The sequence below is a fragment of the Sphaerisporangium sp. NPDC088356 genome (genome assembly GCF_040685555.1).
Taxonomy (GTDB): domain Bacteria; phylum Actinomycetota; class Actinomycetes; order Streptosporangiales; family Streptosporangiaceae; genus Sphaerisporangium.
In genome coordinates, this window is the sequence record NZ_JBFBIK010000099.1 from 1 (window position 1) to 17,732 (window position 17,732).

At 70.5% G+C, this 17,732-nt stretch carries 12 protein-coding genes; 8 read left to right on the top strand and 4 right to left on the bottom strand.

The window, feature by feature from the left end; all coding sequences use genetic code 11:
- Window positions 1-115: 115 nt before the first annotated feature.
- Window positions 116-634 (bottom strand): DUF4352 domain-containing protein, encoded by a 519-nt coding sequence (locus AB0O34_RS28005; protein ID WP_363920327.1) that lies wholly within the window; start codon window positions 632-634, stop codon window positions 116-118.
- Window positions 635-852: 218 nt separating this feature from the next.
- Between AB0O34_RS28005 and AB0O34_RS28010 the strand changes: the two genes are divergently transcribed.
- The 3 genes from AB0O34_RS28010 to AB0O34_RS28020 are packed head-to-tail and all read left to right on the top strand — an operon-like array spanning window position 853 to window position 3,347.
- Window positions 853-1,683 (top strand): ABC transporter substrate-binding protein, encoded by an 831-nt coding sequence (locus AB0O34_RS28010; protein ID WP_363920329.1) that lies wholly within the window; start codon window positions 853-855, stop codon window positions 1,681-1,683.
- Between the two features lie 3 nt (window positions 1,684-1,686).
- The gene (locus AB0O34_RS28015) at window positions 1,687-2,538 is read left to right on the top strand and encodes an amino acid ABC transporter permease (protein WP_363920331.1); all 852 of its coding nucleotides are present in this window, start codon (window positions 1,687-1,689) and stop codon (window positions 2,536-2,538) included.
- A complete protein-coding gene (locus AB0O34_RS28020; protein WP_363920333.1) occupies window positions 2,535-3,347 on the top strand; it encodes an amino acid ABC transporter ATP-binding protein in 813 nt (270 codons plus the stop codon). Before AB0O34_RS28015 ends, AB0O34_RS28020 begins: the two co-directional genes overlap by 4 nt.
- A gap of 264 nt (window positions 3,348-3,611) precedes the next feature.
- On the opposite strand, the gene AB0O34_RS28025 is transcribed toward AB0O34_RS28020, so the two are convergent.
- Window positions 3,612-4,031 (bottom strand): hotdog fold thioesterase, encoded by a 420-nt coding sequence (locus AB0O34_RS28025; protein ID WP_363920366.1) that lies wholly within the window; start codon window positions 4,029-4,031, stop codon window positions 3,612-3,614.
- A 71-nt stretch (window positions 4,032-4,102) separates the two neighbouring features.
- On the opposite strand from AB0O34_RS28025, the gene polA reads away from it, so the two are divergent.
- Complete coding sequence (gene polA / locus AB0O34_RS28030; RefSeq protein ID WP_363920335.1) at window positions 4,103-6,805, top strand: DNA polymerase I; 2,703 nt, start codon at window positions 4,103-4,105, stop codon at window positions 6,803-6,805.
- A gap of 48 nt (window positions 6,806-6,853) precedes the next feature.
- Here polA and AB0O34_RS28035 read toward each other — a convergent pair whose 3' ends face one another.
- Window positions 6,854-7,651: a DUF2127 domain-containing protein gene (locus AB0O34_RS28035; RefSeq protein WP_363920368.1), complete on the bottom strand. Its 798-nt coding sequence runs from the start codon at window positions 7,649-7,651 to the stop codon at window positions 6,854-6,856.
- A 102-nt stretch (window positions 7,652-7,753) separates the two neighbouring features.
- On the opposite strand from AB0O34_RS28035, the gene AB0O34_RS28040 reads away from it, so the two are divergent.
- The 4 genes from AB0O34_RS28040 to coaE all read left to right on the top strand — a co-directional run bounded on the left by AB0O34_RS28040 (window position 7,754) and on the right by coaE (window position 11,708).
- Window positions 7,754-8,836, top strand: coding sequence for a polysaccharide deacetylase family protein (locus AB0O34_RS28040; RefSeq protein WP_363920336.1), 1,083 nt, complete (start codon window positions 7,754-7,756; stop codon window positions 8,834-8,836).
- Window positions 8,837-9,059: 223 nt separating this feature from the next.
- Window positions 9,060-10,541, top strand: a complete 1,482-nt coding sequence (gene rpsA / locus AB0O34_RS28045) for a 30S ribosomal protein S1 (protein ID WP_363920338.1) — start codon at window positions 9,060-9,062, stop codon at window positions 10,539-10,541.
- Between the two features lie 80 nt (window positions 10,542-10,621).
- Window positions 10,622-11,080, top strand: coding sequence for a GNAT family N-acetyltransferase (locus AB0O34_RS28050; protein WP_363920340.1), 459 nt, complete (start codon window positions 10,622-10,624; stop codon window positions 11,078-11,080).
- A 19-nt stretch (window positions 11,081-11,099) separates the two neighbouring features.
- The gene (coaE, locus tag AB0O34_RS28055) at window positions 11,100-11,708 is read left to right on the top strand and encodes a dephospho-CoA kinase (RefSeq protein ID WP_363920342.1); all 609 of its coding nucleotides are present in this window, start codon (window positions 11,100-11,102) and stop codon (window positions 11,706-11,708) included.
- A gap of 174 nt (window positions 11,709-11,882) precedes the next feature.
- Here the strand turns inward: coaE and AB0O34_RS28060 are convergent, their stop codons facing one another.
- The gene (locus AB0O34_RS28060) at window positions 11,883-17,645 is read right to left on the bottom strand and encodes a TIR domain-containing protein (protein ID WP_363920344.1); all 5,763 of its coding nucleotides are present in this window, start codon (window positions 17,643-17,645) and stop codon (window positions 11,883-11,885) included.
- Window positions 17,646-17,732: the final 87 nt, after the last annotated feature.

Genomic DNA, 17,732 nt, shown 5'->3' on the forward strand with positions numbered 1-17,732 from the left:
TGTGTGGGGGGACGGCCTCCCCGTGGGCGCGGCCCTTTCACCCGCGTGCCCGGCCGGGGCACGGCGCCCCCCGGCCGGGCCGGCACACTCTCCTGTACGAGGAGGCTCCCGCCGGTCAGCGCAGCGGTACGTCGACGCCCTTGGAGGGACCGATGGCCCCGAGGGGCGGATCGGCGAAGAACCGGATCTTGGTGATCTTCACGTCCTTGGGCACGTCGTACCAGAGGTCGAACTCCATCCGCACGAAGCTGCCGACGGGGAGCCGGCCGGGCTGCCGCTTGGTGGTCTGGGCGGCGTCGTCGACCGAGAAGGTGCGCCCGTCGGACGCCACCAGCAGCTGCTGCTTGGCGTCGAACACCTGGTTGGTGCGGTCGGTGCTCTCGATGAGGACGCGCACCCGGACGTACTGGCCCTTGGCGTTCCACTCGGCGTGGCTACCGAAGATGCTCGGCATGCCGTCGTGAAATCCAAGGACGCGGAACCGCATCTGGCCGTCGACCACCGGCTTCGCCGTGATCACGGTCTCGCCGGGGCGCGCGGTCTCGGCGGGGACCACATACGTGGGGGAGGGGCTCGGGGCGGGCTTTGCGGGTCCGCTGGAACAGCCGGACAGCGAGATGGTGGCAAAAGCCATGAAGCCCAGCACAACCACAGGCGCTCGCACGGTGGCACCCTAGCTCGCCCCTCTGCTAGGAGCGCCAGGCTGTGTCATGTGTTGTGCGATCGTTTCATTCCGGTAATACCCCTGGTGACCAGGTGCGGGACCATGGCCACAGTTACGGTAACTTAACTTAACTCCGACATACAGCTAAAGAGGAGGACGTTGTGGTCTTTTGGCCCAGGCGTCGCCGTATGACCTCGATCGGGGCGCTGGCCGTCAGCGCCGCGTTCCTTCTCTCCGCCTGCGGTGGCGGATCTGATACGAGTGCGACCAGCTCCAGTGCCCCCGCCGGCAGCGCGTCGGCCGCGGGGATCAAGTTGATACACCCGGGCAAGCTGACGACTTGCACGAACCTGCCCTATGAGCCTTTCCAGTTCAAGCAGGGTGACAAGACCGTCGGCTTCGACGTCGACATCGTCGACCTCGCGGCCAAGAAGCTCGGTGTGACCCAGGAGATCGTTGACATCGACTTCGCGGTGATCAAGAGTGGTGCGGCGCTCAACGCGGGCAAGTGCGACGTCGCCGCGGCGGGCATGACGATCACTCCGGAGCGCCAGAAGAATCTTCTGTTCTCTGACCCCTATTTCGACGCCACCCAGGCGCTGCTCGCCAAGAAGGGCACCGGCGCCAAGTCGCTCGACGACGTGAAGGCCAAGGGGCTCAAGCTCGGCGCCCAGGCCTCGACGACCGGTCTCGACTACGTCAAGAGCAAGGGCCTCAACCCCACCGAGTTCGCCGACTCCCCAAAGGAGCTGCTCGGCCTCCAGTCCGGGCAGGCCGACGTGATCGTCCAGGACCTTCCCGTCGTGCTGACCTGGCTGAAGAAGCCCGAGATCGCGAGCAAGTTCGAGCTCATCGCGAGCCTGGACACCGGTGAGCAGTACGGCGTCGGCCTGAAGAAGGGCAACGACGCGCTGGTCAAGGTGATCAACGAGGAGATCGCCAAGGCCAAGACCGACGGCACGTACGAGCAGATCTACGTCAAGTGGTTCGGCAAGAAGCCCGGCGAGCTCGGAACCTGATCCATGACCGATCAGTCCATGACGGCCGGGCCTGCCGGTCCTGCCGGGCAGTTGCCCGGCAGGGCCAGGCTCAGCCCTCGTAAGCGGCAGCGCATCAGCCGCGCCATCCAGTACGTCGTCCTGGTGGCGGTGCTCGTCACCGTCGTCCTCCTGACCAACTGGCAGGGGCTCGCCGAGAACTTCACCAAGATGGACGTGGCCAAGCAGGCGCTCCCCGACGTGTTCACGGTCGCGCTCAAGAACACGATCATCTACACCGTGGGCGGCTTCGTTCTCGGATCGCTCGGCGGCCTCCTGCTGGCTCTGATGCGGATGTCGTCCGTACGGCCGTACCGCTGGATCGCGACCATCTACATCGAGATCTTCCGCGGGCTTCCGGCGCTGCTGATCTTCCTGTTCATCCTCTTCCTGCCGCTGGCGCTCTCCGGGTTCCAGATCCCGGGAGGGACGTACGGGCAGGGCATCCTCGGCCTGACGATCGTCAGCTCGGCGTACATGGCGGAGACGCTCCGGGCGGGCCTGCAGGCCGTCCCGAAGGGGCAGAGCGAGGCGGCGCGGTCACTCGGCATGTCGCACTCACGGGCGATGATCTCGGTGGTCATCCCGCAGGCGATCCGCATCGTGATCCCGCCGACCACCAACCAGTTCGTGTCGCTGCTCAAGGACTCCTCGCTGGTGCTGTTCCTCGGCGTGAGCGGGGAGTACGTCGAGCTGACGAAGTTCGGCAACGACCTCGCCTCGACGACCAGCAACGCCACCCCGATCCTGGTGGTCGGACTGACGTACCTGCTCGTCACGATCCCGCTGGGCTACCTGGCGGGCCGCCTCGAAAAGCGTCAGGCGAAGGGACGGTGACCCCGGTGACGCACGCGGTCGAGATCAAGGACCTGCACAAGTCGTTCGGTGAGCTGGAGGTGCTCAAGGGCATCGACTTCACCGTCGACGAGGGCCAGGTCGTCTGTGTCATCGGCCCCTCGGGGTCGGGCAAGTCGACGTTGCTTCGCTGCGTCAACCTGCTCGAAGAGCCCAGCAAGGGCAGCGTGACCGTGGGCGGCGTCGAGCTGACCGATCCGGACGTCGACATCGACGCGGCCCGGCGCAGGCTCGGCATGGTCTTCCAGTCGTTCAACCTGTTCCCGCACATGTCGGTGCTGCAGAACGTCATGATCGCCCAGCGGCGGGTGCTCAAGCGGGGCAGGGCCGAGGCCGAGCGCATCGCCCGGGAGAACCTCGAGAAGGTGGGCGTCGCGGCCAAGTGCGACGCCTTCCCCCCGCAGCTCTCCGGTGGCCAGCAGCAGCGCGTCGCGATCGCCAGGGCCCTCGCCATGGACCCGGCGCTCATGCTGTTCGACGAGCCCACCTCCGCGCTCGACCCCGAGCTGGTGGGCGACGTGCTGTCGGTCATGCGCAAGCTCGCGCGCGACGGCATGACGATGCTGGTGGTCACCCACGAGATGAGCTTCGCGCGGGAGGTGGCCGACCGCGTGGTGTTCATGGACGGCGGGGTGATCGTCGAGGAGGGACCGCCCGACCAGGTGATCGGCGACCCTCAGCACGCCCGCACGCGCACGTTCCTCAAGAGGGTGCTGGACCCGACCCACTCGGAGGACGACGGCGTGCCCGGCCAGGACGAGGCCCCGGCCGCGTCGCCGCCGGCCATCTGAAGGCCTTCCGCGGGCTTTTGGAAGGAACGCACCGTCTTTGAAGGCACGCACCGATCCCCGCCGGCCCCGGCCCGCGGGGATCGGGCCGTTTCGGGGCCGGAAGGCACAGCGAGCCCGCGGGTGATCTTTGGGGCCATGTAGGGCTTCCCCGGCCGCACACGTTGTCTACTCGACCACCCACGGGCTCTGGCGTCACAACGCTAGCGAGCTATGAGGCCCCCGTGCAAAGAGAGTCGCAAATCGTGGTCCGATAAAGACCAAATATCACACGGCGTCACGAAGCATGCAGGTGAGTCGCGAGGTGCAGACGCGCCGCCCCTCATCGTCGGTGATCTCGATGTCGTACGTGGCGACGCTGCGGCCGCCGTGCAGGCGGGTGGCGACGCCCGTCACGTGGCCCGAGGTGGCCGACCGGTGGTGGGTCGCGTTGATCTCGATGCCCACGGCTCGCCGGCCCTCCCCGGCGTGCAGGGCCGCGCCGGTGGACCCGATGGTCTCGGCGAGCACGCAGGAGGCGCCTCCGTGGAGGAGGCCGTACGGCTGGGTGTTGCCCTCGACCGGCATGCGGGCGACGACCCGCTCGGCCCTGACCTCGATGAACTCGATGCCCATGGTGTCGATCAGCGTGCCCTTGTAGTCGCCCCCGTACAGGCGTTCGAGGCGGGCGAGATCCTCGGGATTCATCATGGTCAAGGGGACGCCTCCAGTTGCACAGCGCGGGGTGTTCTGTCGTACATGGAGACTAGGCTGCGGGTGTGCCGAAGAAGGAACCGACCCCCGCACGTGACCGCCTGCTTCTCCTCGACGGGCATTCACTCGCGTACCGCGCGTTCTACGCGCTGAAGGACGCGAACCTCACCACGACCGACGGCCAGCACACCGAGGCGGTGTACGGCTTCACCTCGATGCTGATCAACGTCCTTCGCGACGAGCGGCCGAGCCACGTGGTCGTCTGCTTCGACCGGTCGGAGCCCACCTTCCGCCACGAGGCCTACGAGCAGTACAAGGCCAACCGCCAGGAGACCCCTGAGGACTTCCGCGGCCAGGTCAGCCTGATCTTCGAGGTGCTCGACGCGCTCCGCGTGCCCTACCTCTCGCTCGCGGGCTACGAGGCCGACGACCTGATCGCGACGCTCGCCGACCGCGGCGCCCGGCAGGACATGGACGTGCTCATCGTCACCGGCGACCGCGACGCGCTCCAGCTGGTGAACGACCGCATCACGCTGCTGATGACGCGCCGCGGCATCAGCGACATGACACGGTTCGACCCCGCCGCCGTCGTCGAGAAGTACGGCCTGACCCCGGAGCAGTATCCCGACTTCGCCGCCCTGCGCGGCGACCCCAGCGACAACCTCCCCAACATTCCGAGCGTGGGGGAGAAGACCGCCGCCAAGTGGGTCAAGGAGTTCGGCTCGCTCACCGAGCTGGTCGGCCGGGTCGACGAGGTCAAGGGCAAGGTCGGCGACAAGCTCCGCGAGCACCTCGGCCAGGTGATCCACAACCGCCAGCTCACCGAGCTCCGGCGCGACGTCCCGCTCGACGCCGATGTCGCCGACCTCAAGATGGGCCAGTGGGATCGCGACGAGATCCACAAACTCTTCGACACCCTGCAGTTCCGGGTGCTGCGCGACCGGCTCTACCAGAGCATCGGCACGGCCGAGCCGGAGGCCGAGGAGGGGTTCGAGGTCGAGGTGGTGACCCTCGGCCCCGACGAGGTCGAGGCGTGGCTCGCCGTCATGCCGCAGGGCAGGGCGGGCCTGGCGGTCAAGGGCACCTACGGCAGCGGCACGGGCAGGCTCGACGGCATCGCCGTCGCCGCCCCCGCCGACGCCGAGGGCGTCCAGCGCGCGGCGTTCATCGACCTGGTGGGCCTCAGCCCCGCCGACGAGGGCGCGCTGCGCCGGTGGCTTGCCGACGAGTCCAGGCCGAAGGCCCTGCACGACGCCAAGGGCCCGCTGCTGGCCCTGTGGGCCCACGGTCTCGACCTTCAGGGCCTCACCTGCGACACCGCCCTCGCGGCCTATCTGGCGATGCCGGGGCAGCGGTCCTTCCCCCTCGACGACCTCGTGCTGCGCTACCTCCACCGCGAGCTGCGCGCCGAGACCGAGACGAACGGCCAGGCGGCGCTGTTCGACGACCCCGGCGACAACGAGGGCCAGGATCTCGCCGTCCGGGCCCAGGCCGTGCTGGAGCTCGCCGACGCGCTCGAGGCCCATCTAGAGCCCCGGGGCGGCATCCGGCTGATGCGCGAGGTCGAGCTGCCGCTGGTGCGCGTGCTCGCCGAGCTCGAGCGCGACGGCATCGCGGCCGACCACGACTACTTCGCCGGGCTGGAGGTGGAGTTCGGCGCCGCGGTGAAGCAGGCCGTCGAGGAGGCCCACCGGGTCGTCGGCGAGCAGTTCAACCTGGGCTCGCCCAAGCAGCTCCAGGAGATCCTGTTCGTCAAGCTCGGGCTGCCGAAGACCAAGAAGATCAAGACCGGCTACACCACCGACGCCGACGCCCTGGCGACGCTCGCCACGCAGACCGACAACGAGCTGCCGACGATCCTGCTGCGCCACCGTGACCAGACCCGGCTGCGCACCACCGTCGAGGGCCTGATCAAGGAGATCGGCGACGACGGGCGCATCCACACCACCTACAACCAGATCATCGCGGCGACCGGGCGCCTGTCGTCGGAGAAGCCCAACCTGCAGAACATCCCGATCCGCACCGCCGAGGGCCGCCGCATCCGGCAGGGCTTCATCGTGAGCGAGGGCCACGAGAGCCTGCTGACGGCCGACTACAGCCAGATCGAGCTGCGCATCATGGCCCACCTGTCCCGCGACGAGGCGCTGATCGCGGCGTTCGAGTCCGGGCACGACTTCCACCAGGCGACCGCGGCCCGGGTGTTCGACATCCCGCCCGAGCAGGTCGACGGCGAGCTGCGGGCGCGCATCAAGGCGATGAACTACGGCCTGGCGTACGGCCTGTCCGACTTCGGGCTGTCGGGCCAGCTCGGCATCCCCGTCGCCGAGGCCCGCGCGCTCAAGGACGAGTACTTCCAGGAGTTCGGCGGCGTCCGCGACTACCTCGCGACGATCGTCGCGCAGGCCAGGCACGACGGGTACACCGAGACCATCCTCGGTCGCCGCCGCTACCTTCCCGACCTCACCAGTGACAACCGGCAGCGGCGCGAGATGGCCGAGCGCATGGCGCTCAACGCCCCAATCCAGGGCTCCGCGGCCGACATCATCAAGGTGGCGATGCTCAACGTGCAGCGGGCGCTGCGCGAGCGGGAGCTGCGCTCACGGATGCTGCTGCAGGTTCACGACGAGCTCGTCTTCGAGGTGGCGCCCGGCGAGCTCGACCGGTTGCGCGAGCTGGTCGTGGCCCAGATGTGCGCCGCGTACGAGCTGCGCGTCCCCCTCGACGTCTCCGTGGGCGTCGGCCGCACCTGGCAGGACGCCGGCCACTGAGGCCGCCCCCGGCGTCGCCGCCGGGGTGGTGGCGGCCTCCGGCGGCGGTCAGTCGGTGGTGGCCGGGGCGGTGTGGTGGCGGGTGGGGCGTGAGGCCTCCAGGGCGGCGGTCTCCACCTCCAGGAGGCTGGTCTCGTGCCGCTCGGCCTCGTAGGCCGCGTGCCCGCCCCGCAAGCCGAACAGCCGCTTCGACAGCAAGATGTACAGCACGGCGGCGAGGTTGATCAGCAGGATCACGATGCGCAGCCAGGTGACCTTCTCGACGATCTCGTAGATCTCGACCGGCACGAACAGCGACGTCGCGACCACCGCGAAGTACTCGCCCCAGCGCCGCAGCAGCCACAGCCCGACGCCCTCGGTCGTGAGCAGTGACCCGAAGACGAGCAGGCCGAGCACGATCCACGTCAGCGTCCTGGTCTCCGCGCCGAGCACCGTGCGGAGCGTGTGCACCACGCCCGACTCCTCAAGGTTCCACCCGAGCTTGTCGGCCAGCGGCTGCAGCAGCGGCACGTCCTCGTCGAAGGCCATGCTGATCGCGTCCTGGTGCGCGCGGAACCTCCAGATGCCGAACGCCGCCGCCAGCACCAGCAGCCCCTTGCCCCACCGGAACACCGCGAGGAGCCGCAGGATCGTGGCGTCGCGCAGCGCCTTGCCGCGGAGCACGATGGGAGCGTTTCCGGCGGGGCCCGAGCCGTGCGGCGCGCCGAGCGTGAAATCCCCGCAGCGCAGGCAGCGCCAGGCCTCCCCGAGCGCCGTCTCGGCACGCAGGCGCTCCCGGAGCGCCTCCTCGGTGGGGGCGTAGGTCACGTGGCCGTGTCGGCCGCAGGCGCGCAGGCTCCAGTTCACGATCAAATTTCAACACATGATAGGTGTGTACGCGGCTCGGGACGCGGCCATTGGGCGGTCCCAGGGCGAAAATCGACCTGCCGCCGATCCAGGAGACCACTTGTGCGCAGCGCACCCGGCCTGACACCACTCATCGGCATCGTGAACATCGGTGTCATGATCGTCGCCGTCGTCGCGCTGCTGGTTCTGCCCTTCGGGCATGAGGAGGAAACCGCCGAGCACGCCGCCAAGCCCGGGACGACGGCCGCGCCGTCGGCGGTGCCCCCGCCGCCACCGGTGACGGCGACCGCGGAGTCGGCCAGGAACGTCGGGGCCAACGAGCTGGGCCTGGTCCCCGTGCTGATGTACCACCGGATCCTGAAGAAGCGCGTGGCCTCCATCGACCGCACCCCCTCCCAGCTCAGGGCGGAGCTGGAGAAGCTGGCCAAGGACGGCTACGTGCCGATCACCGCCGCCGAGTTCGTGGCGGGCGCCGTCGACATCCCGGCCGGCGCCCATCCGGTCGTGCTGACCTTCGACGACGGCCACCCCTCGCACTTCGCCCTCGGCGCCGACGGCATGCCCAAGAAGGACACCGTCGTCCGGATCATCTACGACGTCGCCGGCAGGCATCCGGGCTTCCGCCCGGTGGCGACGTTCTGGATCAACGCCGACCCGTTCGGCCTCCGCGACCGCGACCGGCAGAAGGCGGCCGTGGAGTGGCTGGTCGAGCACGGGTTCGAGGTGGCGAACCACACCTTCCGCCATCCGGACCTCTACCTGCTGACCAAGAAGAAGATCGCCGAGAGCATCGTGCGCCAGCAGCGGCTGCTGAAGGAGCTCGGCGCCCCGCGGTCGGCCACGTTCGCCCTGCCGTACGGCAGCAGGCCCAAGAAGAGGTCGACGGCGCGCGAGGGGAAGTGGGACGGCACTTCGTATCGTTTCGACGCCGTTTTCCTCGCCGGGGCGGAGCCCGCGATTTCGCCCTACGCGAAGGACTTCGATCGGTACAACATCCCGCGGATCCAGTCGAACGGTAAAAAGGGGGAGTGCCGGAAATGGTGCTCCCAGTACTGGCTGGAGTGGCTGCACAAGCACCCTGATAGGCGATACACCTCGGACGGGGACCCCGCGCACGTCTCCATCCCCCGTCGATTTCGAGGTAAGATCCAGGCAAAGCTCGACGGGGTGTTGATCACCTATTGAAGGCTTCCGGGGTTGTCTGGGTGAGCGCCGGATTGACCACGCCCGCGTACTCTCATATGCTGATCGCTGCGCTGTGGGCTCGCGTGCGCCTCGGACGGAGCGGGCTCGCGCTCGGTCATGTCGACCAAGGGTCATCCCGACCATCCTCGGCTTGAGCGATCAAAAGGGGCCTGCCGCGCGTCCGCCACATCGACATCTGTCCGCGTTCGGAGCAATTCCACACATGACGAGCAGCACTGAGGCCACCTCGAGCACCCCGCAGGTAGCGGTCAACGACATCGGTTCCGAGGAGGCCTTCCTCGCCGCGATCGACGAGACCATCAAGTACTTCAACGACGGCGACATCGTCGAAGGCACCGTCGTCAAGGTCGATCGAGACGAGGTCTTGCTCGACATCGGCTACAAGACCGAGGGTGTCATCCCCTCGCGCGAGCTCTCGATCAAGCACGATGTCGACCCAGCCGAGGTCGTCGAGGTCGGCGAGCACGTCGAGGCCCTGGTCCTCCAGAAGGAGGACAAGGAAGGCCGGCTGATCCTGTCCAAGAAGCGCGCGCAGTACGAGCGCGCCTGGGGCACGATCGAGAAGATCAAGGACGAGGACGGCATCGTCACCGGCACGGTCATCGAGGTCGTCAAGGGTGGTCTCATCCTCGACATCGGCCTGCGCGGCTTCCTGCCGGCGTCGCTGGTCGAGATGCGCCGGGTCCGCGACCTCCAGCCGTATGTCGGCCGAGAGCTCGAGGCGAAGATCATAGAGCTGGACAAGAACCGCAACAACGTGGTTCTCTCCCGGCGCGCCTGGCTCGAGCAGACCCAGTCCGAGGTCCGCCAGACCTTCCTCAACACCCTGCAGAAGGGCCAGGTCCGCAAGGGCGTCGTCTCCTCGATCGTCAACTTCGGTGCGTTCGTGGACCTCGGCGGCGTCGACGGTCTCGTGCACGTCTCCGAGCTTTCCTGGAAGCACATCGACCACCCCTCCGAGGTCGTCGAAGTGGGCCAGGAGGTCACCGTCGAGGTTCTCGACGTGGACATGGAGCGCGAGCGGGTCTCCCTGTCGCTCAAGGCGACGCAGGAGGACCCCTGGCAGCAGTTCGCCCGCACCCACCAGATCGGGCAGGTCGTTCCCGGGCGCGTCACCAAGCTGGTGCCGTTCGGTGCGTTCGTCCGGGTCGAGGAGGGCATCGAGGGTCTGGTCCACATCTCCGAGCTGGCCGAGCGCCACGTGGAGATCCCGGAGCAGGTCGTCCAGGTCGGCGACGAGATCTTCGTGAAGATCATCGACATCGACCTCGACCGCCGTCGCATCTCGCTGTCGCTGAAGCAGGCGAACGAGGGCGCGATCGGTGCCGACGTCGAGTTCGACCCCACGCTGTACGGCATGGCGGCGACCTACGACGAGCAGGGCAACTACATCTACCCCGACGGGTTCGACCCCGAGACGGGCGAGTGGCTCGAGGGCTTCGAGAAGCAGCGCGAGGAGTGGGAGCGGCAGTACGCCGAGGCCCAGACTCGCTTCGAGGCTCACAAGACGCAGGTCGAGAAGGCTCGTGCGGAGGAGGCGGAGGCCGCGGGGCCGTCCACCTACTCCGGTGAGACTCCTCCGTCCTCGTCGTCCACCGGCGGCACGGCTCCGGCCGCGGGCGCCCTGGCCTCCGACGAGGCCCTGGCCGCGCTTCGCGAGAAGCTGGCGGGTGGCCAGAGCTGACGCTCTGAGTTCCGTTCACTGAGAGGGCCCCACTTCGGTGGGGCCCTCTTCGTGCTCCTGGGACGCCCTACAGTGGGCGGGTGACGCGGATCGAGCGGGCGGTGCCCGAGGACGCCGGGGAGATCCTCACCCTCCAGCGGGCGGCCTACGTGAGCGAGGCGCAGCTGTACGGGGACCCGTTCATCGGCCCCCTGGTGGAGTCGCTCGACCGGATGCGCGCGACGATCGCGACCGCGACCGTCCTGAAGGCCCTCGGCGGTGACCGCATCGTCGGCGCGGTGCGCGGGCAGCTCGCCGACCGCGCCGGCATCATCGGGCGGCTCGTGGTGGCCCCCGACCAGCAGGGCCGCGGGGTCGGCACCGCGTTGCTCCGGGCCATCGAGCGGGAGCTGGGCGCCGAGGTCGACGCCTTCGACCTGTTCACCGGCCACCTCTCGGAGGGGAACCTGCGGCTCTACCGCCGCCTGGGCTACCGCGAGACGCGGCGGGAGCGGGTCCACGACCACCTGACCCTGGTGCACATGCGCAAGCCCGCATAGCGTTGGCTACCCTTCGTGCATGCTGAAGATCGGGCTGACGGGCGGCATCGGGTCGGGCAAGAGCGAGGTGTCCCGGCGCCTGGCGGACCACGGCGCGGTGGTCATCGACGCCGACAAGATCGCGCGTGAGGTCGTCGAGCCGGGCACCACGGGTCTCGCGCTCATCGTCGAGGCGTTCGGCGAGGACGTGCTCCGCGACGACGGCTCCCTGAACCGCGAGAAGCTCGGGCAGATCGTGTTCGCCGATGCCGACAAGCTGCGCCGGCTGAACGCCATCGTCCACCCGAGGGTGGGGGAGCGGGTCGCCGAGGTCCAGGAAGGCGCGCCCGGCGACGCGGTCGTCGTGTACGACGTGCCGCTGCTCGCCGAGAACAACCTGGCGCCGATGTACGAGGTGGTCATCGTGGTCGACGCCCCGGACGAGGTGCGCCTGGGCCGGCTGGTCGGGCTGCGCGGGATGACCGAGGAGGACGCCCTGGCCCGCATCAGGTCCCAGGCCTCCCGGGAGGACCGGCTGAAGATCGCCGACATCGTGATCCCCAACGAGGGCTCCCTGGACCGGCTGGACTCCAGGGTCGACGAGGTGTGGGCAGAACTCCAGAAGCGCCGCGAATCGGCGACGGGCTGACCCCGGGGGCCCACCGGCATGGGCCTCAGGGCGCCCACAGGGCTTCTACGGCCGCTGGGGGCGTTGAGGGGTCACCCGGGACGGAGCGGGGAGCTGCGGCGCGCTCAGGAGCCGCCAGGCGGGCTTTCGGCCGCCGTGAAGCAGAGCGGCGCCGCCGGCACAAGCCGTGGCCGGTCAGAACTCGGCGTCGAGGGCGATCTGGCGGATGCCAGGAAGGTAGGGGTCGAGCTCCCCCGGGTCGAACCTGCACATGCCGACGACGTACCAGAACTGCCCGGCGATCTCGCCCTCCATCTTGTACCGGCCGTCGGGGCTGAGCGCCGCCCATCCCTCGGCCAGCCCGAGGAGCGTGGCCCGCCGCACCGGGACCTCGCCCGCCACGTTCCACAGGATCACCGCCCCGTCGTCTCCCGCGCTGGCCAGCAGGTCGCCGGCGGGGCTGTACGCCACCGACCAGACGCGGCGGGTGTGGCCCACGAGCGTGTGGAGGTGCCGCCCCGACGCGGTGTCCCACAGCCGTACGACGAGGTCGTCCCCGCCCGTGGCGAGCACGGTGCCGTCGGGGCTGAAGTCCAGCGCCCAGAGCCGTCCGGTGTGCCGTCTGAGGATGTGCGGGGGTGTCGCGGACGACGGCGAGCCCCCGGGGCCGAGCTCCCAGACGCGGGCGGTGCCGTCGTTGCTCGCGCTGGCGAGGAGCTTGCCCGTCGGGTCGAACCGTACGGCGTAGACCCGGTCGGAGTGGCCTTCGAGGGTGGCGAGGCGCCTGCCTGACTCGACGTCCCACAGCCTCACCATGCGGTCGTCGCATCCGGTGGCCACGGTGGCGCCGTCGGGGCTGAACGCGATCGAGCGCACGCGCCCCCGGTGCTCGGCGAGGTTGCACAGCTCCCGTCCCGAGACGCGGTACCACAGCCGGACGCTGTCGTCGTCGTTGGCCGTCGCGAGGATCTCCCCGTCGGGGCTGAACGCCTCCGCCCAGACGTGGTCGGTCTCGACGTTGAGCTCGCGTTCGAACGATCCGGCCGCGAGGTTCCACAGGTAGACGCCGCCGTCGTTGCTCGCGGTGGCGAGCAGCGGGCCGGCGGAGCTGAAGATCGCGGAGATGAGCCGGTCGGCGGTGCCGGTCAGCTCGCGCAGGCGGCGCCCGGTGCGCGGGTCCCACAGCCGGACGTAGCCGTCGTTGCCGCTGGTGGCGAGCATGGTGCCGTCGGCGCTGAACCGCGCTCCCGTGATGCGGCGGCCGTGGCCGCGCAGGGTGTGCCGGCACTGGCCGGTCTCGGTGTCCCACAGCCGGGCCGTGCCGTCGTTGCTGGCCGTCGCGAGCTGCTGGCCGTCGGGGCGGAAGGCGAACGGCCAGACCGAGCCCCGGTGGCCGGCGAGCTCGGCGCGCTGGCGGCCGGTGTCCGGCTCCCAGACGCGCACCATGCCGTCGCTGTCGCCGGTGGCCAGTGTGTCACCGCCGGGGGCGAAGAGCACCTGGTACACGGCCCCTGAGTGGCCGGGGAGCGCCCCCGAGGGCTCGCCGCGGCGGGGATCCCACAGCCGTACGCCGCCCGATGTGTCACCGGACGCGAGCAGGTCGCCCGAGGGGTGGAAGTCCAGGGTGTAGACCCGCCCGGTGTGGCCGCGCAGGTCGTGCAGCTGCGTGCCGGTGGCGGGGTTCCAGATCTTGATGGCCCCGGTGTGGTCGCCCGCGGCCAGCATCCGGCCGTCCGGGCTGAGCGCCAGCCGGTAGACGGTGCCCCGGTGGCCGGTCAGCGTGTGGCTGAGCCTGCCGGTGTCCAGGTCCCAGACGCGGATGGCGCCCCCGGCGTCGCCGGTCACGAGCCGGCCGGGGAGGAAGACGGCGGTGTAGATCGGGGGGGTGTGGCCGGGCAGCGAGGCCACGTGAGCGCCGGTGGCGGCGGCCCACACCTGGACCACGCCGTCGGCCCCGCCCGCGGCGACCAGCTCCCCGGACGGGCTGATGACGACCGGCCAGACCCCCTCGGGGTGCCCGGTGAGGACGTGGCGGATCTCGCCGGTCAGCGCGTCCCACACCCGGACATTCCCGTCGCTCGCGCCGGTCACCAGCACCCCCGGCCCGTACGTCACCTTGTACACCCGGCCGCGGTGGCCGTGGAGGGTGCGCAGGGGCGATCCGGTGACGCTGTCGCAGATGAGCACCCCGCCGTCCTCGGTGCCGACGGCGAGGACGCCGCCGCCGGGACCGTAGGCGACCGGCTCCGGCAGGCGGCTGCTCTGGAAGTGGAAGCCGAACGGGACGCCGACCTGCGGCGGGGCCAGCTCGGGCGTCACCGGGTGGCCCGGCGCGATGGCGGCGCCGTGCAGCGCCGGATCGGCCCCCAGCGCGGGGGAGGCGGTGACGTCGATCAGGGCCGCGCGGTCCCAGCGCCCGCCTTCGGTGGCGATGTCGCGGAGGTCGGCACGGGGGAGCCGGGCCCTGGTCAGGTCGGCGCCGCGCAGGTCAGCGCCCGCGAGGACGGCCTCGTCCAGCCGGGCGCCGTTCAAGCGGGCGTCGCGGAGGATGGCGCGCGTGAGGTTCGTCCCGACGAGCTGAGCGTCGGTCAGATCGGCCCCGGTGAGGTCGACGCCGGCGAAGTCGCGGTAGGAGAGGTCCTCGCCGTGCAGCCGGGCGCCGCGCAGGTCGGCGCGGGCGGGCGTGCGCAGGCGGGTGGTGATTTTGATCGCGTTGGCCCGCGCCACGTCGTCGGCGCCCGGGTCCGCCAGGGTCTTGCCCGCCCACGCCTGCAGCCGGCCGGTGTCGGCGAGGTCGCACAGGAAGTCGACGATCAGCGCGGACAGGGGCCGCCGCGCGAGGTGCTCGCCGAGCGTTCCCGCGATGTGCCTGGCGACCATCCACTCCATCACCGAGGAGTGGATGAAGCCGAAGAGTCCCTCGTCGGTGCGGACGAGCAGGCTGCCCGTGCCCATCGCGTGAGCGGTCTGGCTGACCGACAGGCGGCTGTCGGCGAGCTCGGCCAGCGTCTCGGCCACCTCGGTGAGCTCGGCCGGCTGGAGGTAGGACTCGCCGTTCTCCCACAGGCGAAGGGCCAGCGTCGTGGTGGCCCGCCACAGCTCCGCGGCGTTCAGCCCTCCGGGCGCCCCCGGCACGTGGGTGCGCCGCTCCTCGAAGACCAGCCAGTGACCGAGGATCTCGGCGTACAGGCCGGCCGCGCTGATGGTCTCGCCCGCCTGGGCCACTGCGCGGAGGCGGTCGTCCGGCAGGTCGGCGATGAAGCTCAGCATGCGGGGGTTCTGGGCGAGGCCGAGCAGGTCGGCGATGCCGGTGAGCATGCTCATGCGGTCGTCGGCGGCCCGCGTGTCGCCGCCGTACCTGTTGACCAGGTAGGCCCGGACCTGGGCGGGGGTGAACTCCTCCACGCTGAGCACCCGCCGGTGCGGCAGCGTGCCGACCCGCTCGCCGAGCGCCGTGAGCACCTGGGCGTGCGACTTGAAGTGCTGGGTGCGGCTGGCCACGACGACCTTGGCCCTGTCCTCGGCCGCCTGGAGCAGTGTGTCGAGGTGGTCGGCCGCGCGTTCGTAGGTGACCCGGGTGACCAGCTCGTCGAACCCGTCGAAGAGCAGGACGATGCGGCCCTGGCGGAGCATGTAGTGGAAGGCCTTGAGGTCGATCAGCTCCTCACCGTGGTTGGCGAGATGCGCGGCGACCAGCCCGTCGACCGAGTGCGCCTTGTCGAGGGCCCTGAGCTCGATGAGGATCGGCGTCAGGTGGGGCAGCTCGGCCGGGATCCTGCGCGCCACCTCGTGCAGCGCGAACGTCTTGCCGCGGCCGAAGTCGCCGAGCAGCAGGACGAAGCGGCCGTGGTCGGCCGCCAGCAGCCGCATCAGCTCCCCGGCGAGGTCGTCGCGGACGCCCTGGCCGGTGCGGTCGACCTCGCGGTAGCGCTGCTGGACGTACAGCTCCGGCGGGTAGCGCCGGTCGCCGCGCAGCCGGGCGGTCTGGTCGGCGACGTGGTCGGACAGGTCGAGCAGCCCCTGGAACTCGGTGAAGCTGCGCAGCCGTACGCCGCGCCGGAGCGCGTCGTCGCGCATGAGCTGGGACGGGGTGGGCCCCTGGTACACCAGCTCGGAGCCGTGCTCCAGCCCGGCCGCGTGGACCTGCCGCAGGAAGGCCGTGACGTCCTCGGCCGTCAGGGGGCCGGCGTGGGCGCCGATGAGCTGCTGGCGGACGAAGCCGTCCTCGGCCATGGTGACGAGCAGGTGCGGCGGCTCGCCCGGCACCTTGCGGATCTTGGCCCGGTCGCTGCGCGTCTCGCACACCTCGGCGACCCGGTCGAGCAGCAGGCTGGATGGGTCCGCCTGCCGTTCGGGCTGCCCGGCCGTGTCCGGCGGCGCCTCCAGGGGGTTCAGCGTGGCCTGCTCGACGGCGGCGGCCGGGGGGAACGTTCCGTGCACCGCACGCCGGTCGTACCGGATCTCGTCCGGCGGGGAGATCTCCGGCCGGTCGCGCGCCCAGCGGCGTACACCGTCGGGGGTGATCTCGATGATCTGGTGGCGTCCCGGGGCGAGGGACGGCACGCACGGCAGGTCGCCGATCGAGCCGATCTCGTCCGGGCCGCCGCCGTGCAGCAGCAGGTTGAGCTTGCCGCCCAGCAGCCGCGCCAGCGTGCCGGAGTCCCGCAGGGCCGAGGGCGGATGGCCGACGGCTCCGACGCGCAGCCACCCGGTCTCCTCGAAGGGACGCAGGCGCTCGGCGAACCAGGCGGCCTGCGCCTGCCCGAGCTGCCCGTAGGCGTCCTGCTCGCGGTGGCTCATGGCCATGGTCGAGTTGAGCCCGGCGACGACGACCTTCAGCTCGGGCTCGGCGAACAGGCTCCAGGGCTGCGCGCTGTCGAAGTCGGGGTCGGCGAGCCCCTGGTAGACATCCTTGAACAGGCCCGAGAAGTGCCGCCACTTCGGCCAGTAGGGCGGCTCGGGCGCCACGTCGTCGGCCTCGCAGGTGGCGAAGTACGCCCGGCTCGCCGCCTTGGTGACGTCGCGGGGGCCGGGCACGATGATCAGCCGCCGGGGCTCCAGGCCGAGGAGCACGCGGAGCCCGGTCAGGAACGCGAGCGCCTCGCCGTACTCGCGGATGCTGCCCGACTCGGTGATGTCTCCCGTGACCACCAGCAGGTCGGGGCGGGGCACGCCGGCGTCGGCCAGGCGGGTGAGGTCGGCCCACACGCTCGACTGCAGCTCGCCGGCGCCGAGCGGCTCGTCCTCCTCGGCGAGCCCGCGCCCGAACCTGGGCCCGGCGACGTGCAGCAGCGTGATCGACGAGCGCTCCTGGCGGGGGGCGCCGCCCGCGGGAAAGGCGGGCGGGGCCACCGGCGTCCTGCGCCGGGGCGGGACGTGCGGCTCCGCGGGGGCACGCGGGACTTCGGCCCGCGCGACCCCGCCGTTCCCGGCGCTCTCAGGGGCCCGGCCGGACGCCTCCTGGACCACGGTGCCCGGGATCGTCTTGGCGGGCGCGACGGGGAAGACCGGCTGCTCGGCGGGCTTGGCCCGTCCCGCGAGGGTGTGCTGGATGCGGCCGAGCAGCAGGGACCTGGCCTGGTCGGGGTCGGTCACACCGACCAGGTCGACCCACGTGATCGTGGACAGCAGCCCTTCGAGCGGGCAGTCCTCGATGCGGATCGTCACGAGCCGGTTGCCGGGATTGTCGGGATCGGCGCGGAAGGCGGTCAGCCACTCCTGCCGTCCGAAGCGAGACCCGAGGTAGTTTCTGGACAGGACGGCGACGATCAAGCCGGCCTCGCTGACGCCCCGGTCCATGAAGTCGATGAAGTTCGTGCCGGGCACGAAGTCCCAGGCCTGCAGCATGGTGCGGTATCCGGCGGCCTCGAGCTGCCAGGCGATCCAGGTGGCCCAGCGCTCGTCCGCGGGGGAGTAGCTGACGAAGATCTCGATCCGCGTGCCGTTCCGACCGTCCATGCGGACTCCCACTCGTCGCACCTCACCACCGGCGGGGTACAGCGTGACCGCCGTGCGGGTTCACCGGCGGCCATTATCTCCCTTGCC

What these genes read in the sequence shown, in the direction of transcription:
- AB0O34_RS28005 (WP_363920327.1), bottom strand. Translation starts at nt 634, where the DNA reads ATGGCTTTTGCCACCATCTCGCTGTCCGGCTGTTCCAGCGGACCCGCA.
- AB0O34_RS28010 (WP_363920329.1), top strand. Translation starts at nt 853, where the DNA reads ATGACCTCGATCGGGGCGCTGGCCGTCAGCGCCGCGTTCCTTCTCTCC.
- AB0O34_RS28015 (WP_363920331.1), top strand. Translation starts at nt 1,687, where the DNA reads ATGACCGATCAGTCCATGACGGCCGGGCCTGCCGGTCCTGCCGGGCAG.
- AB0O34_RS28025 (WP_363920366.1), bottom strand. Translation starts at nt 4,031, where the DNA reads ATGAATCCCGAGGATCTCGCCCGCCTCGAACGCCTGTACGGGGGCGAC.
- rpsA (WP_363920338.1), top strand. Translation starts at nt 9,060, where the DNA reads ATGACGAGCAGCACTGAGGCCACCTCGAGCACCCCGCAGGTAGCGGTC.
- coaE (WP_363920342.1), top strand. Translation starts at nt 11,100, where the DNA reads ATGCTGAAGATCGGGCTGACGGGCGGCATCGGGTCGGGCAAGAGCGAG.
- AB0O34_RS28060 (WP_363920344.1), bottom strand. Translation starts at nt 17,645, where the DNA reads ATGGACGGTCGGAACGGCACGCGGATCGAGATCTTCGTCAGCTACTCC.